Origin of the sequence: Herbaspirillum sp. AP02 (assembly GCF_015767275.1) — a bacterium.
Taxonomy (GTDB): Bacteria; Pseudomonadota; Gammaproteobacteria; order Burkholderiales; family Burkholderiaceae_D; genus Herbaspirillum.
This window is the reverse complement of the sequence record NZ_JADWMY010000011.1, coordinates 60,849-86,174: the sequence shown is the minus strand read 5'-3', so window position 1 is coordinate 86,174 and position 25,326 is coordinate 60,849. Positions and strand designations below refer to the sequence as shown.

At 63.8% G+C, this 25,326-nt stretch carries 26 protein-coding genes; 17 read left to right on the top strand and 9 right to left on the bottom strand.

Annotation, left to right across the window (positions count from 1 at the left end):
* Positions 1-7: 7 nt before the first annotated feature.
* The 4 genes from I5R65_RS19880 to I5R65_RS19865 all read right to left on the bottom strand — a co-directional run bounded on the left by I5R65_RS19880 (position 8) and on the right by I5R65_RS19865 (position 5,629).
* The gene (locus I5R65_RS19880) at positions 8-874 is read right to left on the bottom strand and encodes a branched-chain amino acid ABC transporter permease (RefSeq protein WP_180666857.1); all 867 of its coding nucleotides are present in this window, start codon (positions 872-874) and stop codon (positions 8-10) included.
* Between the two features lie 84 nt (positions 875-958).
* Complete coding sequence (locus I5R65_RS19875; RefSeq protein WP_180666855.1) at positions 959-2,152, bottom strand: ABC transporter substrate-binding protein; 1,194 nt, start codon at positions 2,150-2,152, stop codon at positions 959-961.
* Positions 2,153-2,779: 627 nt separating this feature from the next.
* A complete protein-coding gene (locus I5R65_RS19870; protein ID WP_180666853.1) occupies positions 2,780-4,273 on the bottom strand; it encodes a CoA-acylating methylmalonate-semialdehyde dehydrogenase in 1,494 nt (497 codons plus the stop codon).
* 27 nt (positions 4,274-4,300) lie between these two features.
* Positions 4,301-5,629 (bottom strand): aspartate aminotransferase family protein, encoded by a 1,329-nt coding sequence (locus tag I5R65_RS19865; RefSeq protein ID WP_180666851.1) that lies wholly within the window; start codon positions 5,627-5,629, stop codon positions 4,301-4,303.
* Positions 5,630-5,975: 346 nt separating this feature from the next.
* On the opposite strand from I5R65_RS19865, the gene I5R65_RS19860 reads away from it, so the two are divergent.
* From I5R65_RS19860 to I5R65_RS19845, 4 genes are all read left to right on the top strand, one after another.
* Entirely contained in the window at positions 5,976-7,394 is a 1,419-nt protein-coding gene (locus I5R65_RS19860; RefSeq protein WP_180666849.1) for a PLP-dependent aminotransferase family protein, read from the top strand.
* A 139-nt stretch (positions 7,395-7,533) separates the two neighbouring features.
* The gene (locus tag I5R65_RS19855) at positions 7,534-8,070 is read left to right on the top strand and encodes a hypothetical protein (RefSeq protein ID WP_180666847.1); all 537 of its coding nucleotides are present in this window, start codon (positions 7,534-7,536) and stop codon (positions 8,068-8,070) included.
* Positions 8,071-8,241: 171 nt separating this feature from the next.
* Positions 8,242-8,484, top strand: a complete 243-nt coding sequence (locus I5R65_RS24495) for a hypothetical protein (protein WP_370460924.1) — start codon at positions 8,242-8,244, stop codon at positions 8,482-8,484.
* 65 nt (positions 8,485-8,549) lie between these two features.
* The gene (locus tag I5R65_RS19845; protein ID WP_231395264.1) at positions 8,550-9,122 is read left to right on the top strand and encodes a GNAT family N-acetyltransferase; all 573 of its coding nucleotides are present in this window, start codon (positions 8,550-8,552) and stop codon (positions 9,120-9,122) included.
* Here the strand turns inward: I5R65_RS19845 and I5R65_RS19840 are convergent.
* Entirely contained in the window at positions 9,119-10,039 is a 921-nt protein-coding gene (locus tag I5R65_RS19840; RefSeq protein ID WP_180666843.1) for a LysR substrate-binding domain-containing protein, read from the bottom strand. The two genes, I5R65_RS19845 and I5R65_RS19840, sit on opposite strands and share 4 nt — an antisense overlap.
* Positions 10,040-10,304: 265 nt before the next feature.
* On the opposite strand from I5R65_RS19840, the gene I5R65_RS19835 reads away from it, so the two are divergent.
* The 12 genes from I5R65_RS19835 to I5R65_RS19780 all read left to right on the top strand — a co-directional run bounded on the left by I5R65_RS19835 (position 10,305) and on the right by I5R65_RS19780 (position 21,106).
* A complete protein-coding gene (locus I5R65_RS19835) occupies positions 10,305-11,333 on the top strand; it encodes an ABC transporter substrate-binding protein (RefSeq protein WP_231395262.1) in 1,029 nt (342 codons plus the stop codon).
* Positions 11,334-11,357: 24 nt separating this feature from the next.
* The gene (locus I5R65_RS19830; protein ID WP_180666841.1) at positions 11,358-12,404 is read left to right on the top strand and encodes an ABC transporter ATP-binding protein; all 1,047 of its coding nucleotides are present in this window, start codon (positions 11,358-11,360) and stop codon (positions 12,402-12,404) included.
* A 1-nt stretch (position 12,405) separates the two neighbouring features.
* Positions 12,406-13,266, top strand: coding sequence for an ABC transporter permease (locus tag I5R65_RS19825; protein WP_180666839.1), 861 nt, complete (start codon positions 12,406-12,408; stop codon positions 13,264-13,266).
* A complete protein-coding gene (locus I5R65_RS19820; RefSeq protein ID WP_180666837.1) occupies positions 13,263-14,063 on the top strand; it encodes an ABC transporter permease in 801 nt (266 codons plus the stop codon). The genes I5R65_RS19825 and I5R65_RS19820 overlap by 4 nt, the downstream gene beginning before the upstream one ends.
* Positions 14,060-15,166, top strand: a complete 1,107-nt coding sequence (locus tag I5R65_RS19815) for an FAD-binding oxidoreductase (RefSeq protein ID WP_180666835.1) — start codon at positions 14,060-14,062, stop codon at positions 15,164-15,166. The genes I5R65_RS19820 and I5R65_RS19815 overlap by 4 nt, the downstream gene beginning before the upstream one ends.
* Complete coding sequence (locus I5R65_RS19810; RefSeq protein ID WP_180666833.1) at positions 15,159-15,470, top strand: (2Fe-2S)-binding protein; 312 nt, start codon at positions 15,159-15,161, stop codon at positions 15,468-15,470. The genes I5R65_RS19815 and I5R65_RS19810 overlap by 8 nt, the downstream gene beginning before the upstream one ends.
* The gene (locus I5R65_RS19805; protein ID WP_180666831.1) at positions 15,467-16,876 is read left to right on the top strand and encodes an NAD(P)/FAD-dependent oxidoreductase; all 1,410 of its coding nucleotides are present in this window, start codon (positions 15,467-15,469) and stop codon (positions 16,874-16,876) included. Before I5R65_RS19810 ends, I5R65_RS19805 begins: the two co-directional genes overlap by 4 nt.
* Before the next feature lie 113 nt (positions 16,877-16,989).
* Positions 16,990-17,316: a RidA family protein gene (locus I5R65_RS19800; protein WP_180667065.1), complete on the top strand. Its 327-nt coding sequence runs from the start codon at positions 16,990-16,992 to the stop codon at positions 17,314-17,316.
* 121 nt (positions 17,317-17,437) lie between these two features.
* A complete protein-coding gene (locus I5R65_RS19795; RefSeq protein ID WP_180666829.1) occupies positions 17,438-17,812 on the top strand; it encodes a (2Fe-2S)-binding protein in 375 nt (124 codons plus the stop codon).
* Positions 17,802-19,214, top strand: a complete 1,413-nt coding sequence (locus I5R65_RS19790) for an NAD(P)/FAD-dependent oxidoreductase (protein WP_180666827.1) — start codon at positions 17,802-17,804, stop codon at positions 19,212-19,214. The genes I5R65_RS19795 and I5R65_RS19790 overlap by 11 nt, the downstream gene beginning before the upstream one ends.
* Positions 19,201-20,352 carry an FAD-binding oxidoreductase gene (locus I5R65_RS19785; RefSeq protein WP_180666825.1) on the top strand — a complete coding sequence of 384 codons (1,152 nt, stop codon included), beginning with the start codon at positions 19,201-19,203 and terminating at the stop codon, positions 20,350-20,352. Before I5R65_RS19790 ends, I5R65_RS19785 begins: the two co-directional genes overlap by 14 nt.
* A gap of 112 nt (positions 20,353-20,464) precedes the next feature.
* Complete coding sequence (locus I5R65_RS19780) at positions 20,465-21,106, top strand: HAD family phosphatase (protein WP_180666823.1); 642 nt, start codon at positions 20,465-20,467, stop codon at positions 21,104-21,106.
* 9 nt (positions 21,107-21,115) lie between these two features.
* On the opposite strand, the gene I5R65_RS19775 is transcribed toward I5R65_RS19780, so the two are convergent.
* The 3 genes from I5R65_RS19775 to I5R65_RS19765 form a co-directional block, all read right to left on the bottom strand.
* Positions 21,116-21,838: a DsbA family protein gene (locus I5R65_RS19775; RefSeq protein ID WP_180666821.1), complete on the bottom strand. Its 723-nt coding sequence runs from the start codon at positions 21,836-21,838 to the stop codon at positions 21,116-21,118.
* A gap of 75 nt (positions 21,839-21,913) precedes the next feature.
* A complete protein-coding gene (locus I5R65_RS19770) occupies positions 21,914-22,525 on the bottom strand; it encodes an NAD(P)-dependent oxidoreductase (RefSeq protein ID WP_180666819.1) in 612 nt (203 codons plus the stop codon).
* Between the two features lie 52 nt (positions 22,526-22,577).
* Entirely contained in the window at positions 22,578-23,477 is a 900-nt protein-coding gene (locus tag I5R65_RS19765) for an MBL fold metallo-hydrolase (RefSeq protein ID WP_180666817.1), read from the bottom strand.
* A 123-nt stretch (positions 23,478-23,600) separates the two neighbouring features.
* Here I5R65_RS19765 and I5R65_RS19760 point away from each other — a divergent pair, with 123 nt between their 5' ends.
* Positions 23,601-24,527: a LysR family transcriptional regulator gene (locus I5R65_RS19760; RefSeq protein WP_180666815.1), complete on the top strand. Its 927-nt coding sequence runs from the start codon at positions 23,601-23,603 to the stop codon at positions 24,525-24,527.
* Positions 24,528-24,558: 31 nt separating this feature from the next.
* Here I5R65_RS19760 and I5R65_RS19755 read toward each other — a convergent pair whose 3' ends face one another.
* Entirely contained in the window at positions 24,559-25,119 is a 561-nt protein-coding gene (locus I5R65_RS19755; protein ID WP_180666813.1) for a PAS and helix-turn-helix domain-containing protein, read from the bottom strand.
* Between the last annotated feature and the right edge of the window lie 207 nt (positions 25,120-25,326).

Here is a 25,326-nt window from a genome sequence, read left to right as displayed (position 1 = left end):
GAAAAGCTCAAGCCGCGCCCGGCCGGCCCAGCAGGCCATTCGGACGCAGCAGCATGACGGCCGCCATGGCGACATAGATCATCAGGTGCGCGCCCTCGGACCAGACCGTGCTCATCACGCTCTGCACGATGCCCACCAGGATGCCGCCGATCAGCGCCCCCCAGAAGCTGCCCAGCCCACCGACCACCACCACCACGAAGGCAATCCCCAGGGCCTCCACTCCCATGAAGGGATCGGCACCGCGGATGGGCGCTGCCAGCGCGCCCGCCAGGCCGGCGGTGGCCGCCCCCAGCGCAAACACCAGGCTGAAGATGCGGTTGATGTTCAGGCCCAGCAGCGACACCATCTCGGTCGATTCCGAACCGGCGCGCACGATCGAGCCCAGGCGCGTGCCTTCCAGCAGCCACCACAGCAGCAGCGCCATCACGGCGGTCAGGCCGATGACGAACAGGCGGTACTTGGGATAGACAAAACCGCCCCACATCACCACCCCCTGCAGCAGGTCGGGCGGCGAGACATTGTTGCCCAGCGGCCCCCAGACGGAAATCACCGCTTCCTGGATCACCAGTGCCATGCCGACCGTGAAGAGAATGTGGAAGTGGTGTGGCAGCGCATACACGTGGCGCAGCACGAAGCGCTCCACCACCCAGGCGAACAGGCCCACGGCCAGCGGCGCCAGCAGCAGCGACCACCAGAAGTTCAGCCCCAGGTCGGTGACCTGGAAGCACAGGTAGGCGCCCAGCAGGAAGAAGGCGCCATGCGAGAAATTGACGAAGCGCAGCAGGCCGAAGACGATCGACAGGCCCACCGCCAGCAGGAAGTAGAGCATACCGATGCCTACGCCATTGGCGATCTGCAGCAGATAGATGTTCATGTAACCTCGTGACGAAGATGCAGCAAATGCGGTCCGTCCGCCATGCCAGCCTGCGCACGGACCGTCGATCTCAAACCGGCGACATCACAGCTTGCACTGCGTCTTTTCCAGCGCCAGGAAGGACTTGCCGGAGGAGACGATATCCGCATAGTCGTTCTTGTTGGCCATCTTGGACTTGGCCTTGCCCTTGAGCAGGTAGTAGTTCTTGATCACCTGGTGGTCGCCCTTGCGGATTTCCTCGGTGCCGGTCAGGCCCTCGTACTTCATGCCTTCCATGGCGGCGATGACCGCCTTGGGGTCGGTGCTGTTGGCCTTGATGATGGCGTCCAGGATGATCTTGGTACAGATGTAGGAACCGGCCAGGCTGTAGTTGGGATCGATCTTCAGGTTGTCGTTGACCAGCTTGACGAATTCCTTGTTGAAGGGCGCATCGATGGCATGCCAATACTGCGCGCCGAAGTAGACGCCGTCGCAGATGTCCGCACCCAGGGTCTCGAACTGTTCCAGCCCCGAGGCCCAGGCCATGAGGATGGTGCAGTTGTTCTTCATGCCGAAGCTGACCGCCTGGCGCAGCGTGTCCGAGGACTGGGAGCCGAAGTTCAGCAGCAGCAGCACATCCGGCTTGGCCGCCATGGCATTGGTGAGGTAACCCGAGAATTCCTTCTCGGTCAGCGAGTGGTAGCTGTTGCCGACGTGTTCGATGCCCTTTTCCTTGAAGATGTTCTTGGCCGCCGACAACAGGCCTTCGCCGAACACGTATTGCGGCGTGATGGTGTACCAGCGCTTGGCATTGGGCATCTTTTCCAGCAGCGGGCGCACGGTCTGTTCGATGGCACCGAAGGTCGGCACCGACCAGCGGAAGGTGGAGCGGTTGCAGTCGCTGCCGGTGATCTCGTCGGCACCGGCGGTGGTGATGAAGACCGCGCCGGCCTTGTCGGCTTCCTTGCCCATGGCCAGCGCCTCGCCGGAGAGGATGCCGCCGGCGAAGAAGCGCGTGCCCTTCTCGATGGTTTCCTGCATCTTGCGCACCGCCGTGGCCGGCTTGCCTTCGGTATCGAGGTTGGTATAGCTGGTGCTCTTGCCCAGCACCTTGCCGTATTTCTGCAGCGCCAGCTTCATGCCCATGTCGGCGAACTTGCCGTTGGCGGCGAAGGGACCGGACATCGGCACCGGGCAACCGAAGGCGATGCTCTCGGCCTGGGCAAACACATCGTGGTAGGTCAGTGCGCCGGGTGCGGCCAGGGCGGACAGTTTCAGGAAATTGCGACGGCTGATCATGCTTGATTCTCCCTCGAAGCTAACGATTGACAGATGACATCCATGGAAATGCGCAACACTGCATTACTGATGCGTCAACGCAAGTTCCATGCCCATCGCTCCCTTGAAACTTAGGAAACCTTGGACATCGATGGATTGCGTGGACGTGAAAAAGCCGCCGCCGCGAACGGGCGGAAAAGGCCGGGACCATAGGGGAAAGCTGCCTTCCGACAATGCCGGAAAGCAGAAACAGTGACTGCCAAAACGCTGTAACGGCGCGCATTTGCGCCGCGTGGCGTGAGCCTGCATGAGGGCTCCTCCTGCCGCTCCGATGAGCGTGTCTCCAGATGGATTGCCGTTCTCCCGTGCTGCCGGTGTGTGCCCACCGATCCGCCACGACGGTCTGTATTTTCTAAGATTTTCGCCAGCGTATCTGCTTTTGGTGCAGTCCGCGTTGACGATTCTTATCCTGCGGGTTCAGGGTCTCCTTGTTTGCACCAGCGGCTGACGTTTTCTGCACCATCGCCTGCGTAAGCAGGCATCATGCGTGCGCTGCATCATGCCATTTCCGGACGCTGCCCCAGCATACCTTCGCCAACGTCCGCACAAAAGAAAAACGGCATGAAAATTTCATGCCGTTGATCCTCTTTATTTCATCTGCGGGAAAGCGAATTCCGCACCTGCGCTGGCCGTATTGGGCCAGCGCTGCATCACCGCCTTGGCCCGGGTGTAGAAGCGCACGCCTTCCGGTCCATACATGTGATGGTCGCCGAAGAGACTGCGCTTCCAGCCGCCGAAGCTGCTGAAGGCCATCGGCACCGGCAGCGGCACGTTCACCCCCACCATGCCGACCTCGATCTGGCGCACGAACTCACGCGCCACGCCGCCATCGCGGGTGTAGACCGCCACGCCATTGCCATACTCGTGGGCGTTGATCAGTTCCACCGCGCTGGCGATGTCGGGGCAGCGCAGCACGCACAGCACCGGGCCGAAGATTTCTTCCTTGTACACCGTCATTTCCGGCGTGACGTGGTCGAGCAGGGTGCCGCCCACGAAGAAGCCCTTTTCGAATCCCGGCACCTGATAGCCACGGCCATCCACCACCAGCGTGGCGCCTTCTTCGACGCCACGGCCGATCAGGCCTTCGATGCGTTCCTTGGCGGCAGCCGTCACCACCGGACCCATCTCGGCACCGGCGGCCATGCCTTCGTTGATCTTCAGGCTGCGCGCGCGTTCGGCCAGGGCCGCCACCAGTTCGTCACCGGCGCTGCCGACGGCGACCGCCACCGAGATCGCCATGCAGCGCTCGCCGGCCGAGCCATAGGCCGCACCCATGAGTGCATCCACGGCCAGCTGCATGTCGGCGTCGGGCATGACCACCATGTGGTTCTTGGCGCCGCCCAGGGCTTGCACGCGCTTGCCCTTGGCCGAGCCACGGGCATAGATGTATTCGGCAATCGGGGTCGAACCGACGAAGCTGATGGCCTTGACCTGCGGGTGGTCCAGCAGCGCATCCACGGTGACCTTGTCGCCTTGCACCACGTTGAAGACGCCGTCAGGCAGGCCGGCTTCCTGCAACAGTTCGGCGATCAGCAGCGAGACCGACGGGTCACGTTCGGAAGGCTTCAGCACGAAGCAGTTGCCACAGGCGATGGCGATGGGGAACATCCACATCGGCACCATGGCCGGGAAGTTGAACGGCGTAATGCCGGCCACCACGCCCAGCGCCTGGCGCATCGACCAGGCGTCGATGCCACGGGCGATCTGGTCGGTGTATTCCCCCTTGAGCATCTGCGGAATGCCGGCGGCGAACTCGACGATCTCGATGCCGCGCGCCACTTCACCCTGGGCGTCCGAGAAGGTCTTGCCGTGCTCGCGCACGATCAGGCGGGCGAAGTCGTCGGCCCGTTGCTGGATCAGGTGCAGGAAGCGGAACATCACCCGCGCCCGGGTCAGCGGCGGGGTGTTGGACCAGGCCGGGAAGGCCGCCACGCCCGCCTTGACGGCAGCATCGACCTCATCGGCGGTACCCAGCGCGACCTGCGCCACCGGCACGCCCTGCGCCGGGTTGAAGACATCGGCGTAGCGCCCGCTCTTGGTATCGACGCGCTGGCCGCCGATGTAGTGTGCAATCTTTTCCATGAATCTTTCTTGCGTCGTAGTGAGGGATCAGGCCAGGGTCTTGAGGATGGCCGCGAGCTTGCCGAACAGTTCGTCGATCTGCTGCTTGTTGATGACCAGCGGCGGCGACAGGGCGATGATGTCGCCCGTCACGCGGATCAGGATGCCGTCGTTGAAGGCGCGCACGAAGGCGTCATAGGCACGGGCGCCGACGCGGCCCGGGATGGATGACAACTCGATACCGGCGATCAGGCCGATGGTACGCACGTCGATCACATGCGGCAGGCCGCGCAGCGCGTGCGCCGCTTCCTGGAAGTAGCCGGCCACGGCCTGGGCATTGTCCAGCACGCCCTCGGTCTCGAACACATCCAGCGAAGCCAGGCCGGCGGCGCAGGCCAGCGGGTGGCCGGAATAGGTGTAGCCATGGAACAGCTCGATGCCGTCCGGGCCGTTCATGAAGGCGTCGTGGATTTCCTTCTTCACGAACACCGCACCCATCGGCACCACGCCGTTGGTCAGGCCCTTGGCGGTGGTGAAGATGTCCGGTTCGACGTCGAAGTAGTCGGACGCGAAAGGCGTACCCAGGCGGCCGAAGCCGGTGATCACTTCATCGAAGATCAGCAGGATGCCGTGCTTGGTGCACAGTTCGCGCAGGCGCTTGAGGTAACCCTTGGGCGGGATCAGCACGCCGGTGGAACCGGCCACCGGCTCGACGATGACGGCCGCGATGTTGGAGGCGTCATGCAGGGCGACGATGCGTTCCAGCTCGTCGGCCAGGTGCGCGCCGTATTCCGGCTCGCCCTTGGTGAAGGCGTTCTTTTCCAGGTCATGGGTGTGCGGCAGGTGGTCCACACCCTGCAGCAGCGCGGTGCTGAAGGTCTTGCGATTGCCGCCGATGCCGCCCACCGACATGCCGCCGAAGCCCACGCCGTGATAGCCACGCTCGCGACCGATCAGGCGGGTGCGGGTGGCATTGCCCTTGGCGCGGTGATAGGCCAGGGCGATCTTGAGCGCCGTATCCACCGCTTCCGAACCGGAGCCGGTATAGAACACGTTGGCGAAGCGGTTGCCGGTGTAGGCCTTGAGGCGTTCGGCCAGTTCGAAGGCGCTGGGGTGACCCAGCTGGAAGGAGGGCGCGTAGTCCAGCGTGGCCACCGACTTTTGCACGGCCGAGACGATCTTGGGGTGGGCGTGGCCCAGCGGCACGCACCACAGGCCGGCGGTGCCGTCCAGGATGGCATTGCCGGCGTCATCGCGGTAATGCATGCCCTCGGCCGAGACCAGCATGCGCGGTGCGGCCTTGAAGTTGCGGTTGGCGGTAAAGGGCATCCAGTAGGCCGACAGGCTGGAAGGATGCGAATGGTCTTGACTGGACATGGCAGGCACCGATGGAAAAGGTAAAAGGAGAAACCAGCAGGGAGTGCTTGATTATTGCCAGACACTGGCAGTATTGTTAGCTACACTTTTGATTTTGATCTGAAACTGTATTGATAAAGGCAATAAACTGTATTGGGTTATCCGCCGGGAGCGTCATCGCGCAGGCGGCCGGTGCAGATGGCTCAGCAGCCTTTATCCAGCGGAGAATAGGGACGGAGAGGGCGGAAAACACGCTGGTCCGGCCGCCGTCATAAGAGCAATACAGTTCAGGTTTTCACAACACACATCCTCCGATTGCAGCAATGCAGTGGACATCATGGGCGATACTTCACCCGAAAGGATCAGCATGGCCAAGCTCCCGCGAGCGCCCCTGCAACTCGATCTGCAACGCAATACCGCGGCTCGCCTGGTCGAGCAGGTCGCCGACGGTCTGGCCGGGCTGATCGAAGCCGGCGAACTGCGCTCCGGCGAACGCCTGCCCTCGGTCCGCCAGTTCGCCCAAAGCCACGCCATCGGCGCCTCCACCGTGGTCGAGGCCTATGAACAACTGGTGGCACGCGGCATGTTGCTGGCACGCCGTGGCGCCGGCTTCTTCGTGGCCGCACGGGCTGGTCAGAGCGGCGCCCGTGCGGTGTTCGTCCCGCATGAACCGGTGATCGACTCGGCCTGGCTGCTCTCGGAAATGTTTGCCGACGAACGCGTGCCCATCAAGGCCGGTTGCGGCTGGCTACCCGGCAAGTGGCTCAACGACGAAGGCCTGCACCAGGCCGAGCGCCGCATCATCCGCTCGCCCGGCGCGCAGCAGGTGGGCTATGGCCACCCCTACGGCTATGCCCCGCTGCGCCAGCTGATCACGCAGTTCCTCGGCCACTGGGCGCTGGAGCTGGGCATCGAACAGGTGCTCACCACCCATGGCGCCACCCAGGCCCTGGACCTGGTCATCCGCACCATGACCCAGCCCGGCGACACGGTCATGATCGACGACCCCGGCTACTGCAACCTGATCGCCATGCTGCGCCTGGCCGGCCTGAACGTGATCGGCGTGCCGCGCACTCCGGGCGGGGTCGATACCGAGCAGCTGGAAACGCTGGCCCGGGCACACCGGCCCAAGATGTTCTTCACCACCAGCGTGCTGCAGAACCCGACCGGCACCTCCTACACCCCGGCCTGCGCCATGCGCGTGCTGCAGGCGGCTGAACGGCATGGCTTCTGGGTGGTGGAAGACGACATCTTCCGCGAACTTGGCCAGGCCACCGACCCCATGCTGGCAGCGCTGGATGGCCTGCAGCGGGTGATCTACGTGGGCAGCTATTCCAAGACCATCGCCCCCTCGCTGCGGGTGGGCTACATCGCCTGCCAGCGCGAACTGGCGCGGCAGATCGTGCATACCAAGATGGTATTGACCCTGACCAATTCGGAGATCAATGAAAGACTGGTGCATAACGTCCTGACCGACGGCCATCACCGGCGCCATGTGCAGACCCTCAATGCCACCCTGCTCAACGCCCAGGCCACCCTCAATGCCAAGTTGAGCGAAGCCGGCCTGACACCCTTCACGCCGGCCCGCGGCGGCATGTTCACCTGGGCCACCCTCGAAGGCTGCGCACTGTCGGCCCGCGAGATCGCCGACCGCGCCAGGCAGAAAGGCATCTGGCTGGCGCCGGGGGATTTCTTCCATCTGTCGGCACCGGACAAGACCAGCTTCCGTTTCAATGTGGGCTATGCGGATGTGCCGGAGTTGTTTGATTTCCTGCGGGGCTTGTAGGAGGGAGGGGCTCCGCACTGGAACCACGCCAGAAGATTTTTCCCATGCAGTGAGGTAGGATGAGCAGCGCTGGACAAAGCGCGGTAGCGATTATTGCGCATGCCACAAACATAAAAACAGGGGTGGAAAAAAGGTGGAAATGAAGAGCATCACTGCGGGGGGAGCGCCGACAAGGCATGTGCGTACGGTATTGATGATGTTCTGTCTGAGCTTGCTGGCCGCGTGTTCCGCCACCGGGCCACTTTTCAGCGAGGCGGGTCCGATTTCCTCGGACAAGGGGCGACTGTATGTATTCCGCCCCGACCTGCGTTACATGGGGGTGGTGAGCGCCGAGTTCAGGGTCGACGCCGTGCCGGCGATGCAGCTGGACAACAACGGTTATTCCTTTGTTGATCTCACGCCGGGGCCGCACGTCGTTGCACAGGAGTGGGGCAAGAAGTTCTATACCACTGGCGCCATCGTCAACAAGCCGATTTTTCTGATCGTCAAGGTCGAAGCGGGAAAGTCTTCGTATGTGATGCTGTCTTCCCAGGTTCAACAGCACAGCGATGGCGTCACACGCGAGATAAGGTATGGCTGGCGGTTGATTGAACTCTCAACGGTCGAAGGGCGCCGTCTTATTGATCAAACACGCTACCAACCCGCCGTGTCGGCGACCGCATCTACCACCGACTGAGGGATCGAGACTCTCACGGAGCGGTTTCGCCGCGCCCGTATCGCACTGGCATTCAACATCCGGCATGGCTCGCGTCAGGTTGACACGTGTCGCCCACCAGGCTGGACTACCTAGGACGACGATGATGGTTTCTCTACGATATGCGGCGGCATCCTTGCTCTGCTTCGCAACATGGATGTGCCTCTCGCCCTGCCGCTGCCGCCACCTCCTGACGAAGACATCCTGATGGCCACGCAAGTGCTACAGCTCAGGCAGATGATGTTGCCCCGGCAGTTTTCGCTCACCATGGAGACCTGGGTGGCCAGGCATGAAGATCTGCGCACCGCCGCACGTTGTGCGGTCACCTTTTCGGTGCTGGTGGCGGGCTTGAATTCCTATATGCGTAGCCAGCGCCGTGCGGCAACACGTCAGTAGCTGCAAGCGGGCAGGATCAGGCAGCCGGCCATGTGCAAGTCAACGTATCCGATGAGGAGAGAGTCTTGATCCTGTTGTCGACAAGTCGACTGACTTTAAGTCCACCCTTGCACCGCCAGGCCGACGAACTGCTCCGCTACTACGAGCGCAACAGGCTTCATCTGAAGCAGTGGGAGCCGGAAAAGGCGGATGATTTCTTTACCCTGGGTGCGATGGAAAGACGCATCCGCGACATGACACGCAGGATGGAAGAGCAGCAATCATTGCACCTGCTCCTGCGCGACAGATTCACGGACGTCATCCTTGGCGAGTGCGGATTTACCAATATCGTGCGCGGACCGTTCCAGGCATGTCATCTTGGCTTTTCGATCGACCAGCCATCCGAGGGCAGGGGCCTGATGCATGAAGGTCTCACGAGTGCGATTGATTTTGCTTTCTCGACACTGGGATTGCATCGCATCATGGCGAACTATCGGCCGGAGAACAGGCGCAGTCATGCCTTGCTGCAGCGTCTGGGGTTTGAGCAGGAGGGGCGGGCCGCTTCCTACCTGATGATCGACGGGGAGTGGCGAGACCATGTCTTGAGTTCGTTGATCAATCCGCTGGAACGCGATCCGGATGAACGCCGGGAATGCTAGGGACGGTCCTTACCCTCTTTGGCATAGCGCATTTGCTGCAATTGCAGTTCGTCCCGCAAGTCAGCCGCAAAGGTCTCTGCCAGCGCCAGTCGTTTACCCGGATAGGGAAAGATGATGGCACAACGCCCGTCCACGGCCTCCATGACCGGGCGCACCACCACATCTGCATTTGCAAACGGTTCGGCCGTCACGCGCGTGACAAAGCTCATTCCTACGCCAGCCGCCACCAGCGAGCAGGCGATCAGCGAGCTGGGTGTTTCGGCGACGACCCTGGGAAAGACATGCAGCTTGGAGAGTGCGTCGTCGATCTGATAGCGCATATAGCTGTGACGCGACAGCATGATCATCCGCTCGCCGTCCAGTTCCTTGAGGGAGATGCGCTTGCGACGTGCCAGCCGATGGGTAGCAGGCATGACCAGTGCGAGCTCCAGCGGCTCCAGCGGTTCGATGGAAATGGAGGGCTGCGATAGGGGCAGTTCCACCACGCCGATATCGAACTGCTTGGTCGCGATCATCTCCGCAATCTGCCGCGACGGCAGGGTCTGGATCAGTACCGACACCTGGGGACGCGCCGCGATGAAGCGGGCAACGGTGCGGGGAATCAGGCTTTGCGACAGGGCAGGCAATGTTGCAATGCGCAAGGCGCCTGCCTGCTGCAGGCCGATGTCATGGGCGACCTGGGCGATGCGATCGAGGTTGCCGTAGATCGGTTCGAGCTCGGCATACAGCGCCTGCGCCTCCGGCGTGGGGACCAGCTTGCGGCCGTGGCGCTCGAACAGCTGATAGCCGATGCGAATTTCCAGGTGCGCAATCGAGCGGCTCACCGCAGGCTGGGTCACGCTCATTATTTGCGCCGCACCAACCACCGTGCCCGCTCGCATGACGGAATAAAAGGCTTCAATCTGGCGCAAGTTCACTGAATGTCGCATATAACAATCTCGCTATCAAATGGCAAAAAATAATGCATCATCGCGGTGCAGCAATGCCCATTTTAGTGATTTAAAGCGGGTTGTAGCCCGATTTTGCACCGCGCCAGCACACATAACATTTAGGCATAAGCAGCGTATCAAATTTTAATGTCTTCAAAGCAGGTGAGTGCATAAACTAGAAAAACCTTAGCGGCAACGCAGTTTTTACCTAAGGCATTTCTTCTTCATGCTGACTTGTAAAGGGAACCTGGTGATGCGCAGAACTTTTGGTGTGATGGCGGCGTTGGCCCTGATGGCCACGTCAGGTGCAAATGCGGCCGAGACGATCTATGTCGGCGGTTACGGTGGCTCGGTCGAGCAGGCCTTCAAGGAAAAGATCATCCCAGCCTTCGAGGCAAAAACCGGCGCCAAGGTGGTGTATGTGCCGGGCAACTCGACCGATATCCTGGCCAAGATGCAGGCCCAGAGAGGCCACCAGGAAATGTCCGTGGCGATGATGGATGACGGCCCCATGTACCAGGCCGTGGGCCAGGGCCTGTGCGCCAAGCTCGATGACGCTGCTACCAAGGATATCTATCCGAACGCGCGCATGATCGGCGACAAGTCCATCGGTACTGGTTTCGTCGCCACCGGCCTGGCCTACAACAAGGAAGTGTTCGCCAAGAACGGCTGGAAGGCACCGACCTCCTGGCTGGACCTGGCCGATCCCAAGTACAAGCAGAAGGTGGTGATTCCGCCCATCATCAACGGCTACGGTCTGCTGACCCTGGTGATGATGGCGCGCCTCAATGGCGGCGGCGAGGAAAAGATCGATCCCGGCTTTGACGCCATGATCAAGAAGATCGCTCCCAACGTGCTGGCCTGGGAACCGTCTCCGGGCAAGATGGCGGAGATGCTGCAGACCGGTGAAGCGGCTCTGGTGGTGTGGGGCAATGGCCGTGTGCAGTCGGTCATCGACCAGGGCGCGCCGGTGGAATTCGTGTATCCCAAGGAAGGCGCGGTGGCATTGATGACCTCGGCCTGTGTCATTGAAGGTGCTCCGCAATCCAAGCTGGGCCAGCAGTTCGTGCAGAACCTGCTGACCCCCGAGGTGCAGACCCTCCTGGCGACCACCCAGGGCTATGGTCCGGTCAACAAGAACGTCAAGCTGTCAGCGGAAGTGATGAAGCGTGTGGTGTCGGGCCCCGACAAGGTCAATGCGCTGGTGGCGCCGAACTACGACATCATCAATGCCAAGCGCGCCGAGTGGACCAACCGCTGGAACCGCGCGGTTGAGCGCTGATCGACCGGGACCAGGGAACACTCCATGAGCTTCCTTACTTTGCAAGGACTGTCCAAGCGCTACGGCGACGTGAGCGCCGTCGGGCAGTTCGACCTGGCGGTCGAGAAGGGCGAATTCATCAGCCTGCTCGGCCCTTCGGGCTGCGGCAAGACCACCACCCTGCAGATGATCGCCGGTTTCGTGCAACCCACGACCGGCCGCATCCTGCTCAACGGCAAGAACATCACCGGCGTCAAGCCGGCCAGTCGTGGTCTGGGCATCGTGTTCCAGAACTACGCGCTGTTTCCGCACATGACGGTGGCCGAGAACGTGTCGTTCGGTCTCGAAATGCAAAGGGTGCCGTCGGGCGAACGCGCCAAGCGCGTGACCTCGACGCTGGAGCTGGTCCACCTTGGCGCCATGGCCAAGCGTTTTCCCAAGGAACTCTCCGGTGGCCAGCGTCAGCGTGTGGCACTGGCGCGTGCGCTGGCCATCCAGCCACCGGTGCTGCTGCTGGACGAGCCGATGGGTGCGCTGGATGCCAAGTTGCGCGAGGAGATGCAGATCGAGCTGCGCGCCCTGCAGCACCGGGTCGGCGTCACCACCATCATGGTGACGCACGACCAGGCCGAGGCGATGACGCTGTCGGATCGCGTGGTGCTGATGAACAAGGGGTGCGTCGAACAGATCGGTCGTCCCTTCGACATGTACGAGCAACCCAACGGACGTTTCTCGTCCACCTTCCTGGGCAAGGCCAACGTGTTCGAAGCCCTCCGTGGCGATGACGGTGCGTTCATCGAGGTCAAGGGCTGCCGTCTGCCTGTCCAGCAAGGCGATACGCTGGGCCCGATCGAGTACATCATCCGTCCGGAGAAACTGGAGTTCGCCAGCGCCGATGAGGCTTTCCTGCAGGGGCGGGTCGGTGCCCGCGTGTTTCTCGGCAACCACTGGCTGTATCAGATGGAGACGCCACTGGGCATGGTGCAGCTGACCCACGCCAATACCGGCCACCCGCAGTCTGCCGAGGGTGAGCAGGTGGGCCTGCGCTGGGCGCCGGAGCATGCGCGTCTGGTACCGCGCAAGGAGACCTGAGATGCAGGAAAAACCGAGCGCACTTCCCTACTGGCTGGCCTCGCCCAGCGCATTGATCGTCCTGGCCTTCGTGGTGTTGCCGCTGGTGGTGACGTTGTCGTTGAGCTTCTTCCCCTTCGTCGCGGGCGGCGCCACGGGCGACCATCTGACGCTGGCCAACTACGCCGACATCGCCAGCGACGACTATTTCTACACCATCTTCCTGCGCACCTTCGGCATGGCGCTGGTGGTCACGGCCATCTGCATCGCCATCGGCGTGCCGGAAGCCTACGTACTGAGCCGGCTCTCGCCGCAGTGGCGTGCCATCTCCATTGGCATCGTGCTGGGGCCGCTGCTGGTGTCGGTGGTGGTGCGTACGCTGGGCTGGGCCGTGCTGCTGGGCAATGAAGGGGTGATCAACAAGGCGCTGATGGCGATGGGTTTCATCACCAGTCCGATCAAGATGATGTTCACCTTCACTGGCGTGGTGATTGCCCTGGTGCATGTGCTGGTCCCGTTGATGGTGCTGGCGGTGTGGGCCTCGTTGCAGAAGCTCGATGGCGCGACCGAACAGGCGGCCGAATCGTTAGGGGCCGGGCTGTTCACGGTGCTGCGCCGGATCGTGTTCCCGCAGGTCATTCCGGGTGTGCTGTCGGGTGGGCTGATCGTCTTTTCGCTCGCTGCCAGTGCATTCGCCACGCCGGCCATCATCGGCGGCCGGCGCCTGAAGGTGGTGCCCACCACCATCTACGACGAATTCCTCGGTAACCTCAACTGGCCGCTGGGCGCTGCCTTGTCGGTGGTGCTGCTGGTGATCGTGCTGCTGGTTTCGCTGGGGGTGAACCGCCTGGTCGAGCGTCGCTACAGGCAGGTGTTCCAATGAACCGTCGCGCACCGTTTTCGCTGCTGGTGTTCCACTGGCTGTTCGCGGTCTTCATGCTGGCGCCGCTGGTGGTGGTGGTGATGGTCTCCTTCACCGACAAGGGCTTCATCTCGATGCCCTTCGATGGGGCATCCTGGCGCTGGTACGCAGCGATCCTGCAGGACGACAGCTTCATGGAGGCGTTCTTCCGAAGCCTGTGGCTGGGTGTGGCCGCCGCGACCGCCGCCACCGTGCTGGCCGTACCCGCCGGCATGGCCATCGCCTGGCACCGCTTCCCGGGGCGCGACATCCTGCTGGGCCTGCTGCTGTCGCCGCTGATGGTACCCAACGTGGTGCTGGGCATTGCCATCCTGCGCTTGCTGACACTGATCGATGCATCGGGATCCGCATGGGGGCTGACGATGGCGCATACCGTGATCGTACTGCCCTATGTGCTGCGCCTGGTGGTGGCTGCGGCCACCGGTTTCGACCGGACCATCGCACAGGCGGCAGAGGCGCTGGGGGCCTCACCATGGACCGTGTTCCGCCGGGTGGAGCTGCCGCTGATCATCCCCGGCGTGGCGGGAGGCTGGCTGATCGCCTTCATCAACAGCTTCGACGAGCTGACCATGTCCATCTTCGTCGCCTCCGCCGGCACGGAAACCCTGCCGGTCAAGATGTACAACCACATCGCCAACACGATCGATCCCTTGCTTGCCTCGATTTCGACGGTGCTGATCGTGCTGACACTGATCCTGATGGTGGTCCTGGACCGCTTCTACGGACTGGACCGCATTCTTGCTGGAAAGACCTCATGAGCTTGCGTGATATCGATACCCTGGTCATCGGCGGCGGCGTCGTCGGCATGGCCATCGCCTACGGGCTGGCCCGCGCCGGTGAACGTGTACGCGTGCTGGATGGCGCCGACGATGCCTTCCGCGCCGCGCGCGGCAACTTCGGCCTGGTGTGGGTGCAGGGCAAGGGCCTCGACAAGCCCGACTACGCGCGCTGGAGCATGGCCTCGGTCAGACGCTGGGGCGCCTTCGCCGGCCAGCTTACCGCCGCCACCGGCGTGGAGCTGGAACTGTCGCAGGTGGGTGGCCTGCAATTCTTCCTCGAAGAAGAGGAATTGCGCGCTTACGCACAAAAGCTTTCGGGCTTGCGCGACGCGCTCGGAGGTGACTATCCCTTTGATGTGCTGGACCCGCAGAGCCTCAAGGAACTGTCACCGCACATCGGCCCCGAGGTGGTGGGCGGCGTCTATGGACGACTGGATGGCCACGTCAGCCCCTTGCGCCTGCTACGGGCGCTGGTGCAGAACTTCCACCAGCTCGGCGGCGAGTTGCGCAACGGCGTGCATTGCAGCCGTATCGAACATCGCAGCGATGGCTTCCATGCCTGGACCGATGGCGAGGAACACGTGGCCGGCAAGATCGTGCTGGCAGCCGGCCTGGGCAACCGCAAGCTGGCACCGCTGGTGGGCCTGGAGGCGCCGATTGAGCCCAACCGCGGCCAGGTGCTGGTGACCGAGCGCATGCAGCCCTTCCTGCGCCATCCATCGGGGCGTGTGCGCCAGACCGGGGAAGGGGTGGTGCAGATCGGCGATTCCAAGGAAGACGCCGGCTTCGACGAAGGCACCAGCATCGACCAGCTGGCCTACATCGCCCAGCGCGCCTGCAAGTACTTCCCGTTGCTGGAGAAGGTCAACCTGGTTCGCACCTGGGGGGCCCTGCGCGTGATGACACCGGATGGCTTCCCGATCTATGAGCAGTCCGCACAGTACCCGGGCGCCTTCCTGGCCACCTGCCACAGCGGCATCACCCTGGCGGCCAACCATGCCGGCCCGATTGCCGACTGGATACGCGGCGCGCAGCCGCCGGCAGAAATTTCCACCTTCATAGCGGGGCGATTCGATGTTTAAGACAATGTTGACTGCAGCGGAAGATCCGCGACCGGTGGTCGAGATCAGCGTCAACGGCAAGGCGGTCCAGGCGCGTGCCGGCGAACCGCTGGCCACGGCGATGCTCAATGCCGGCGTGGTGCCGTTTCGCCACACGGCGGTGTCCGGTAGCGCGCGTGCGCCGCTGTGCCTGATGGGCGTGTGCTTCGATTGCCTGGTGGAGGTCGACGGCCAGCAGAACGTGCAGTCGTGCATGGTCCAGGTGCAGGCCGGCATGCAGGTGCAACTGCCGGAGGGCGCGCGTCGCCCGGGGGCGCCGACATGAGCGGATTCACCCATGACCTGATCGTGATCGGAGCCGGTCCGGCCGGGATGTCGGCCGCCATGACCGCGGCCGCCCAGGGATTGAAGACCTTGCTGCTGGACGAGCAGCCACGCGCGGGCGGTCAGATCTATCGCAATATCACCGAGGTACCGGAGCGCGTCGCTCGCCTGCTCGGTCCCGACTACCTGCACGGCCGCACGCTGGCGCAAGGGCTGGAACGTTGTGCTGTCGAGCGTCGGTTCGGCGCCATGGTGTGGGAAGTGGCCGATGACCTGACGGTGACCGTGCAACAGGACGGCAAGTCCTCGCGTGTGCGTGCACCGCAGCTCATTGCCGCTACCGGCGCAATGGAACGCCCCTCGCCGATACCCGGATGGACTTTGCCTGGCGTACTCAACGCCGGTGCGGCACAGATCGCGCTGAAGACCTCGGCCTCTGTCCCGCAGGGGGCGGTGGTGCTGGTGGGGGCCGGGCCGCTGTTGCTGCTGGTGGCATGCCAGTTGCTGGATGCCGGCGCGCAGGTCGCTGCCATCGTCCAGACCGCACCGACCGAGAACCGGCAGAAGGCCATGGCACATCTGGCCGGCGCCCTGGCGGCTCCGGCCTACCTGCTCAAGGGGCTCAAGATGCTGTGGCGCCTGCGTCGCGCCGGGGTGCCGATGTTTTCTGCCGCGACCGATGTGCGCATTATCGGTGAGGCGCGTGCCGAGGCCCTGTCCTTCCGCGCGAACGGCGGGGAGCAGCGAGTGTCCGCCGACGTCGTGTTGCTGCATCACGGGGTGGTGCCGAACACCCAGCTGAGCCGTCAGCTGCGCCTCGAGCACGCATGGGATGACGTCAACATGGCCTGGCGGCCGGTGGTCGACGCCTGGGGCGAGACCTCGCTGCGTGGCTTGCGCATCGCCGGCGATGGCGCCGGTATCGGCGGCGCCAGGGCAGCGGAACCGGCCGGCATCCTGGCAGCGCTGGGCGCCGCGCGCGTCATGGGACGCTTGAGCGAAGCCGCGTTCGCGGAGCAGTCGGCCACGGCACAGTGGCAACTGCAACAGCAGATGAAGATCCGTCCTTTCCTGGATGCGCTGTATCGCCCGCCGCAATGGCTGGCCAATCCGGCGGACGAGACCATTGTTTGCCGCTGCGAGGAGGTCAGTGCCGGACGCATTCGCGAGATGGCGAAGCTGGGCTGCCAGGGCCCGAACCAGACCAAGTTCTTCAGTCGCTGCGGCATGGGACCGTGCCAGGGCCGCATATGCGGGCTGACGGTGACGCAGATGCTCAGTACCGAACTGGGCAAGCCACCCGCCGACATCGGCGCCTATCACGTGCGCACCCCGCTCAAGCCGGTACCGCTGGCCTCGCTGGCGGCGCTGGCCGATCCGCACATGGTCCGGCAGGACGGCCATTGAACGGCCCGGAACGACGAGCCAGGCGGCTGACGGACCAACCAACTGATTCTGATTGATCAACCCTCCAGGAGAACACCTTGAGCACCATCGAGAGAAAGCACACCAACAGTCGCATGAGCAAGATCGTCAGCTACGGCGGACTGGTCTATCTGTGCGGTCAGACCGCCAACAACAGTCCGGCCGCCGAGGGCGATGCCACCGTCCAGACCACGGAAGTGCTGGCGCGTATCGACGGTCTGCTGGCCGAAGCAGGTACCACGCGTGACCGTATCCTCAGCACCACCGTCTACCTGCGCGACATCGCCGACTTTGCCGCCATGAATGCCGTGTGGGATGCCTGGGTGCCGGCTGGCACCGCCCCGGCGCGCACCACCGTCGAAGCCAGGCTGGGCGCTTCCAGCCTGCTGGTCGAGATGACCGTGGTGGCCGCCGCCGGCTGATCGCCGTCATCGCGCTGACCGGCGTTACCCACGGCGTCGCCTGTCCAGCGTGCGGCGCCTCTGACTGTCCTGACTATCCAGACTGTTCCTGCTGCTGAGGTATTCCTTTTCTTCTCCAACCATGTCCACTCCATGCCTGTTTGAACCTTTGTCCGGCGCCGGTGCATCATCGGTGATGGTAGAGGTCGTCTTCAACGGCGAGCCATTGCCTGTCCCCGCTGGTGTCAGTGTCGCCGCCGCCCTGCTGGCCGCCGGTGTACAGCGATTTCGCAAGTCGCCGGTGTCCGGCGCCGGCCGGGCACCCTACTGCATGATGGGGGCGTGCTTCGAGTGTCTGCTCGAGATCGATGGCTTGCCTGACCGGCAGGCCTGTCTGCTGCCGGTTAAGGCGGGTATGCGTATTCGCACGCAGGATACGCTGCCCGATGTGCTGGTCAGTGCGGGCGATACCGCAGCGGCGCTGGCACAATCGATGGAGGCAGTCCATGGACAGTAACGGTGGCAAGACCGTGGTGTTCGATACCGATGTCGCCGACGTCGTGGTGATCGGTGCCGGACCGGCCGGTATGGCCGCCGCCGTTGCCGCCCGTCGCCATGGTGCAAGCGTGGTGCTGCTCGACGAGCAGGCCGCAGCGGGCGGGCAGATCTATCGCGGCGTCGAACAGGCGCCGCCGGGACGGATGACGTTGCTGGGACCGGATTACGCGCACGGGGCCGCGCTGGCCCAGGCATTGGCCGGCTGCGGCGCGCGTCACATCACCGGTGCATCGGTCTGGCAGGTGACGACCGGGCGTCAGGTCAACTATCTGGTGGACGGCCGCGTACAGGCGATCAAGGCCGGCCGCATCATCTTGTGCACCGGTGCCATGGAACGGCCGTTCCCGATTCCGGGGTGGACCCTGCCCGGTGTCATGACCGCCGGTGCGGCACAGATCCTTCTCAAGGGGGCTGGCATGGCGCCGTCACAGCCCGTGGTGCTGGCCGGCTGCGGGCCGTTGCTCTACCTGCTCGGCTGGCAGTACCTGCGCGCCGGGGTGAAGATTGCCGCCATCGTCGAGACCACCCGCGGTGCCGACTATCGTCGCGCGCTTCGTTTTGCCGGCGCTGCGCTGGCGGGCTGGAGCTACCTGAAGAAGGGCCTGTCCCTGATGAGCGCATTGCGTCACGCCGGTGTGCCCTTCTACAGGAACGCGTCCGAGTTGCATGTGCTAGGGGCGGACAAGACCTCCGGCCTGGGTTTCGTGAGCCAGGGCCGGCTGCACAGGATCGAGACCGCGCTGGTGCTGTTACACCAGGGGGTGGTGCCCAACACGCAATTGACCTGGTCCTTGCGCGCCGCCCATACATGGGATGAGGCCCAGCTGTGCTGGCATCCTGTCACCGATGCCTGGGGCGAGCTCGATGTCGAGGGCATCTTCGTGGCCGGCGACGGTCGCGGCATCGGTGGCGCGACGGTGGCGGCCATGCAGGGCGAGCTGGCCGGCCTGGCCGTTGCCGCTCAACTCGGGAAATTGCCGGCATCGCAACGCGACCAGCTGGCTGTGCCATTGCATGCCGATATGCGCAAGCACCTGGGCATCCGGCCCTTGCTGGATGCGCTGTATCGCCCCCGGCCGGAGAACCGCATCCCGGCCGATGACACAATCGTCTGCCGCTGCGAAGAAGTCAGCGCCGGCGAGATCCGTGCCTATGTCAAGCTGGGATGCACCGGGCCCAACCAGGTGAAGAGCTATGGCCGTTGCGGCATGGGGCCCTGTCAGGGGCGGCTGTGCGGTCTCACGGTGACCGAGGTGATTGCCGACGCACGCGGCGTCGCGCCGCCAGAGATTGGCTACTATCGCATCCGCCCGCCGATCAAGCCGCTGACCCTGGGAGAGCTGGCCCATGAAGCCAAGTAATGCAGCGCTGCCGCGCGGCAGCGACGTCATCATCATCGGCGGGGGATTCCACGGTACTTCCAGTGCCTTCCACTTGTCCCGTGCCGGGGTCAAGGTGACGCTGCTCGAAGCCGAGTATTGCGCGCGCCATGCCTCCGGCGTCAATGCGGGCGGCGTGCGCACGCTGGGGCGGCACTATGCCGAGGTTCCCCTGGCGGTCGCTTCGCTGAAGCTGTGGCATCGGCTGCCGGAACTGGTCGGTGAGGACGGCACCTTCGTCCACAGTGGACAGATCAAGATCGCCGAGACCGAGCAGGAGCTGGCCGTCCAGCGCAAACGGGTGGCCGAACTCAACGCGCTGGGTTTCACCCACGAAGAGATCATCGGCGCTGATCGGGTGCGAGAGCTGCTGCCGGCGGTGGCCGATCATGTGGTGGGCGCCATCTGGGCCAAGGACGATGGCCACGCAGTTCCCTATCGGGCGGTGACGGCGTTCCGCCTGGCCGCGCAACGCCAGGGCGCGGTCTTCCATGAAGAGACCCCGGCGCTGAAGATCGAACGGCGTGGCGAGCAATGGTATGTGAGCACGCCCCGCGGCGTGTTCACCGCACCATGGCTGGTCAATGCCGCCGGCGCTTGGTCGGGTGGCTTTGCCAGCCAGGTGGGCGAGACGGTGCCGGTACAGGCCCAGGGGCTGATGTTGATGATCACCCAGCGGGTGCCGCATTTCGTCGATCCGGTGGTCGGTGCCGAAGGACGTCCGCTCTCTTTCAAGCAGTTCGCGAACGGTACGGTGCTCATCGGCGGCGCGCTGAAATGTCAGGCCGACGTGGTGCGCCGCTTCGGCGAGGTCGACTTCATGCAGCTGGCCAATAGCGCTGCCACCGTCACCGACCTGTTCCCGCACCTGCGCGGGGTCAACATCGTGCGCGCCTGGGCCGGTGTCGAGGCGTTCATGCCCGATGGCATACCGGTCATCAGTCTGAGCGGCAAGGCTCCCAATCTGGTGCATGCCTTCGGGTTCTCTGCGCATGGCTTCGAATTGGGGCCGATCGGCGGACAGATCGTCTCCGAGCTGGTGCAGAGCGGGGTCAGTTCGCTGCCGATCGGAGCGTTCGCCGTGGACCGCTTTTCCAGGGAGGCTGCCATCGCCGCCTGATGCTCAGTAATCCACCCTTGTCGATGTCGACGTTATCATGTCTGCCTGACGCCACGCGCCAGTAGCTATCCGGCAGGATACCTGCCCTTACCGATTCGACAGGGTTTGCACAATGACTTTTTCAGCACCAAGCGGCATCCGCGCCGTGGTCTTCGACTTCGGCGGCGTACTCTTCGACTGGAATCCCCAACATCTGTATCGCCAGCTGATCGCGGATGAAGAAGAACGCAACCATTTCCTCACCCACATCTGCTCACCCGAATGGAACGTGCAGCAGGATGGCGGACGCACGTTGGCCGATGCCACCGAACAACTGGTACGGCAGCATCCGCAGCACGAAGCCTTGATCCGCGCCTTCTATGATCGCTGGGTGGAAATGCTGCGCGGTCCGCTCCCGGAGGGCGTGGCGCTGTTGCGGGAACTGCATGCGCAGCAGGTACCGGTATTCGGCCTCACCAACTGGTCTGCCGAGACCTATCCGCATGCGCGGGACAACCATGATTTCATGCAGCTGTTCCTGGACATCGTGGTGTCGGGCGACGAGCGCTGCATCAAGCCCGAGCCGCGCATCTACCAGATCGCGCTGGAACGCTATGGACGCCACCTGCCGGCGCTGCAGCCGCAGCAGCTGGTCTTCATCGACGACGCACAAAAGAATATCGACGCCTGCCGGGCCCTGGGCTGGCACGGCATCCACCATGTCCAGGCAGGGCAGACCCGCTTGCAATTGCGCGCACTGGGTCTGCCGGTCTGAAGGTCGCGATCAGTCGCAACGGCCGGTCTGCACATCGCATTGGGCCGGCGTGCTCTCCTGCGCTGGCGGTGTGGTGGCGGTTTCGTCACGCAGGTACGCGGCCCACTGTTCGGGCTGCCCCAGCCAACGCCCGGTATCGAGCACTTCCAGCGTATCGCCCCGCTGCAGGACAAAGGTCGGGAAGCCGCGTCCGCCGACGTAGTTCAGCAATTCACGGCTGGCCGCGATGTGGGCATCCAGTTCTTCCTGCTCCACGCGTTGCAGTTCGGCGGCGAAGGTGGCGGCGTCGATGTCCAGCGCCTGCGCCAGTTCGGTCAGCGTGCTGAGCTCCGAAATCCGTCGCCCCTGCTGGTAATGCGCGCGCTGAATGGCCGCCAGCATGTCCAGTCCGGCTGCCTCGCCCTGGATGGACTGCACCGCCAGCACGGCGGCAATCGGTGGCGCCGAGTCGAAGACGGCATCGGTATCCTTGAGCAGTCCATTGAAATAATTCTCACCGAATGCCTGCCCGGTCATCTGCGCGATGCGGTGGTCGTGTGGCATCACGTAGTCGCGCAATTGTGCGTCGACGCGACGGCGGTTGCGGCCGGCCATCATGCCGCCACCATGGGCCAGCACCGGCAGCACGGTGCGCGCTGCGGCCACCAGCGGGGCGGCCCCATAGCACCAGCCGCACAGCGGATCGTGGATGTAGTGGAGCACGGTGTCGTGGACGGTGGCGGGGGTGGTCATGCTGGGGTTCCTCTTGAATAGATCGGCACCGGGCCTGAGGTCTTTTACACCATCAGGCCCGGCGTTCGGCGTGGCTCAGTAGCCTACCGTGAAACGCGTGCGGACGTGTTTCGGCTGTTCCAGTTCGTCCAGCAGGGCGACGGCGAAGTCTTCATAGGAAATCCAGCTCTTGCCGTCGGCGCCGACCAGCAGCTGGTCCTGGCCCAGGCGGAACTGGCCGGTGCGTTCGCCGGCGATGAACAGGGCCGAGGGCGACAGGAAGGTCCATTCCAGTTCCTGTTCGCCGCGCAGGGCGTTGAGGAAGTCACGGCCACCGGAGGCTTCCGGCTTGTACTCTTCCGGGAATTCCGGGGTATCGATCAGGGCCTTGCCGGGTGCGATTTCCAGGCTGCCGGCGCCGCCGACAATGGCCAGGCGCTTGACGCCCGCCGCCTTCACGGCCGGCAGCAGGTCGGCCGCGCCGAAGCTGGTGAAGCGACCGCTGGAGACGACCACGTCGGCCCCCTTGATGGCCGACGCCAGGCCGGCGGCATCCTTGACGTCCGCCGCGACCACGGTCACGCCGGTGCGTTGGGCGAGCTGGCCGGCATTGCGGGCGATGGCGACGACGTTGTGGCCGCGCCGCAGGGCTTCGTCCACGATGCGGCTGCCGACATTGCCGGAGGCGCCGATGAGTGCAATTTTCATGAGGTTTCCTTTCGAAGGTTGATGAGGAGCGGGCGAGTCTGGGTCAGCCGGTTCAGGGCCACTTCATCTCGCCCTTGATGACCTTGGCGGAGAGCTCCAGGGAGCTGGTGTCACCGAGGTCGGGATAGCGTTGTTTCATGGCGGCGACCAGGGCGTTGGCATCGGACGCCTTGGCGGCTTCGCTGTCAAAGGTCTTCAGGTAGTCGCGGGTGAAGCGCACCGAGGCGATATCCAGCGGCGCGCCGGGAGCGTAGTGGCCGGGTACGACGATGGCGGGCTTGAGTTTCTCGATGCGACCCAGCGTGCGCAGCCAGTCAAGGCGCGACTTCATGCTTTGCGTATCGGCCACCCAGACATGGATGTTGCCGGCCACGACCACGCCACCCACCACCGCCTTCAAGGAGGGAATCCAGACGAAGCTGCGATCCGGCTGCGGACCGTCCAGGCCGATGATCTCGAGCTTGCGGCCTTCCAGCGTCAGGCTCTGGCCCTTGAGGATTTCCGGCGTGATGGTGGCGCGGGGCGCGTTCTCACCCAGCTTGGGACCCCAGTAGGCCAGCTTGCCGGCCGCGCTTTCGCGGATATGCTGCACGGTGGGCGCGGTGGCCACGATCCTGGCGTCGGGATAGGCGGCGTGGATGGTTTCCAGGCCGAAGTAGTAATCCGGGTCGCCATGGCTGATGTAGATGGTGGTCAGTTTCTTGCCGCTGGCGCGGATCTTGTCCACCACTTGCTGCGCTTCGCGCAGGCCGAACTGGGCATCGACCAGGATCGCTTCACGTTCGCCCGAGACCAGGACCGAGCTGACCGGGAAGATCGCTTCCTTGCCGGGATTGTAGATATCGAGCTTGAGCGGCGTGGCGGCCGTGGCGGTACCCGTGCCGGACCAGGCCAGCAGGGCGGTGGTGGCCAGTGCCAGCAAGGGGCGCAGCAGGCGGGAGGATGAGGACATGGGGACTCCGTGGTTGAAATATCGGTACAGGGAGTCGCCATCATAGGATCGCTTTTGTTTTCGAAAAACAGCATAATCGATCACAGTTTGTTTCCAAAAACGTGCAGATAAAAAGGCGGCAACATGGATCGCTTGATGGCCATGCAGGTGTTCGTGACGGTGGTGGACGGCGGCAGCCTGTCGGCGGCGGCCGAGCAGCTGGACCTGTCGCGGCCGGTGGTGTCGCGCTACGTGGCCGAGCTGGAGGACTGGGTCGGGGCGCGGCTGCTGCACCGGACCACGCGGCGCCTGTCGCTCACGCCGGCCGGCAACGAACTATTGCCGCGTTGCCGCCAGATGCTGGAGTTTTCCGATGACATGCGCCACGCGCTGGACACGCCCGATGAAACACCGCGCGGGTTATTGCGCATCACCACCAGTACTTCCTTTGCGCAGACCCAGCTGATCCAGGCGGTGGTCGACTACGGGCGCCGCTATCCCGGCGTGGCGGTGGACCTGCTGGCGCTGGATCGCACGGTGAACCTGGTGGAAGAACGCATCGACCTGGCCATCCGCATGACCAACCGGCTGGAACCCAACCTCATTGCCCGACCGTTGGGCGTGTGCCGTTCGATCATCTGCGCCGCGCCGGATTACCTGGCCCACCACGGCATCCCGCGCAAGGTGGAAGAACTGGCCCTGCACAATTGCCTGACCCATTCCTATGTGGGGCGCAGCCTGTGGCAGTTCGATCCGAAGAAGGCAACTGGAAAGGGCGGCAAGACCCGGTCGCCGGCGAAGAGCCAGAGCGTTGCCGTGGGCGGCAGCATCAGCGCCAATGAAGTCACGGTGCTGCTGCAGGCGGTACTGGCTGGAGTCGGTATCGGCCACATGCCGGCCTATGCGGTGGCGCCGCTGGTGGCCAGTGGCCGGCTGGTGCAGTTGCTGCCGGACTTCGAGCCGCTGCAGTTGGGGATGTATGGCGTCTATGCCTCGCGCAAGCATATGCCGGCGACCTTGCGTACCATGCTTGATTTCCTGGCCCAGCGTTTCGCCGGGCAACCATTCTGAGCGGGGCAGGTCAGGCCACGGTCGGGTTCATTCAGGGGGTGATGCTGAGCAGCTTGTGCACCAGTTCGGAGGAGGTGGATGCGGCGAACTTGCGCATCAGGCGGGCGCGATGCATTTCCACCGTGCGCGGGCTCAGTTCCACCTGGCGCGCAATGAGCTTGCTGGTCTTGCCTTCCACCAGCAGCGCGGCGATCTCGCGTTCGCGTGGCGTCAGGCCGGGCGCGATGGGCCGCTTGGCGCTGACGTCCTCGAAGGTCCAGATGCCGGCGGCGTGCGGGTTGTCGCGGTTCAGGGCGTGGCCGGTGACGTGGCACCAGAACATCTCGTCATTGGAGCGCTTCATGATGCGCTCGTCCGAATAGAATCCCTTTTCGTTGAGGATGGGGACCAGGCGCAGGCCGGTGCGTTCGAACTCGTCGGCGGTGGGATAGATTTCCTGGAAAGACGTCTGTCGCAACTGTTCCACCTCGTAGCCGAACATCGCTGCCATCGCCAGATTGCCCTGCTGGATGACACGATTGTGCGAGACGCACATGCCGATGGGCGCGTGCATGAAAACCTGTTCGAAGTCGATAGGAAGTGGCTGGGTCATGAGTAATGCTGCGCTGTATGCCGCAAATGGCTGGCTAGGTCCCTCGAACCGGGCGGTGCTATGCTGCATTGCGCCAGGTATTTTTACCGTATTGTATGGCTTATTTCACCTGACCTATGATAATTGGCGCTAATCGGAGCCCGGCATTGCCATGGCGCAGCGCGAAAGAGAAGCTCCGATGCCATCCCTGTTTGAGCTGGTATCCCT

Coding starts and splice junctions, on each gene's coding strand:
- I5R65_RS19880 (WP_180666857.1), bottom strand. CDS start 874: ATGAACATCTATCTGCTGCAGATCGCCAATGGCGTAGGCATCGGTATG.
- I5R65_RS19875 (WP_180666855.1), bottom strand. CDS start 2,152: ATGATCAGCCGTCGCAATTTCCTGAAACTGTCCGCCCTGGCCGCACCC.
- I5R65_RS19870 (WP_180666853.1), bottom strand. CDS start 4,273: ATGGAAAAGATTGCACACTACATCGGCGGCCAGCGCGTCGATACCAAG.
- I5R65_RS19865 (WP_180666851.1), bottom strand. CDS start 5,629: ATGTCCAGTCAAGACCATTCGCATCCTTCCAGCCTGTCGGCCTACTGG.
- I5R65_RS19860 (WP_180666849.1), top strand. CDS start 5,976: ATGGCCAAGCTCCCGCGAGCGCCCCTGCAACTCGATCTGCAACGCAAT.
- I5R65_RS19855 (WP_180666847.1), top strand. CDS start 7,534: ATGAAGAGCATCACTGCGGGGGGAGCGCCGACAAGGCATGTGCGTACG.
- I5R65_RS24495 (WP_370460924.1), top strand. CDS start 8,242: ATGGATGTGCCTCTCGCCCTGCCGCTGCCGCCACCTCCTGACGAAGAC.
- I5R65_RS19835 (WP_231395262.1), top strand. CDS start 10,305: ATGCGCAGAACTTTTGGTGTGATGGCGGCGTTGGCCCTGATGGCCACG.
- I5R65_RS19830 (WP_180666841.1), top strand. CDS start 11,358: ATGAGCTTCCTTACTTTGCAAGGACTGTCCAAGCGCTACGGCGACGTG.
- I5R65_RS19825 (WP_180666839.1), top strand. CDS start 12,406: ATGCAGGAAAAACCGAGCGCACTTCCCTACTGGCTGGCCTCGCCCAGC.
- I5R65_RS19820 (WP_180666837.1), top strand. CDS start 13,263: ATGAACCGTCGCGCACCGTTTTCGCTGCTGGTGTTCCACTGGCTGTTC.
- I5R65_RS19815 (WP_180666835.1), top strand. CDS start 14,060: ATGAGCTTGCGTGATATCGATACCCTGGTCATCGGCGGCGGCGTCGTC.
- I5R65_RS19810 (WP_180666833.1), top strand. CDS start 15,159: ATGTTTAAGACAATGTTGACTGCAGCGGAAGATCCGCGACCGGTGGTC.
- I5R65_RS19805 (WP_180666831.1), top strand. CDS start 15,467: ATGAGCGGATTCACCCATGACCTGATCGTGATCGGAGCCGGTCCGGCC.
- I5R65_RS19800 (WP_180667065.1), top strand. CDS start 16,990: ATGAGCAAGATCGTCAGCTACGGCGGACTGGTCTATCTGTGCGGTCAG.
- I5R65_RS19795 (WP_180666829.1), top strand. CDS start 17,438: ATGTCCACTCCATGCCTGTTTGAACCTTTGTCCGGCGCCGGTGCATCA.
- I5R65_RS19790 (WP_180666827.1), top strand. CDS start 17,802: ATGGACAGTAACGGTGGCAAGACCGTGGTGTTCGATACCGATGTCGCC.
- I5R65_RS19785 (WP_180666825.1), top strand. CDS start 19,201: ATGAAGCCAAGTAATGCAGCGCTGCCGCGCGGCAGCGACGTCATCATC.
- I5R65_RS19780 (WP_180666823.1), top strand. CDS start 20,465: ATGACTTTTTCAGCACCAAGCGGCATCCGCGCCGTGGTCTTCGACTTC.
- I5R65_RS19775 (WP_180666821.1), bottom strand. CDS start 21,838: ATGACCACCCCCGCCACCGTCCACGACACCGTGCTCCACTACATCCAC.
- I5R65_RS19770 (WP_180666819.1), bottom strand. CDS start 22,525: ATGAAAATTGCACTCATCGGCGCCTCCGGCAATGTCGGCAGCCGCATC.
- I5R65_RS19765 (WP_180666817.1), bottom strand. CDS start 23,477: ATGTCCTCATCCTCCCGCCTGCTGCGCCCCTTGCTGGCACTGGCCACC.
- I5R65_RS19760 (WP_180666815.1), top strand. CDS start 23,601: ATGGATCGCTTGATGGCCATGCAGGTGTTCGTGACGGTGGTGGACGGC.
- I5R65_RS19755 (WP_180666813.1), bottom strand. CDS start 25,119: ATGACCCAGCCACTTCCTATCGACTTCGAACAGGTTTTCATGCACGCG.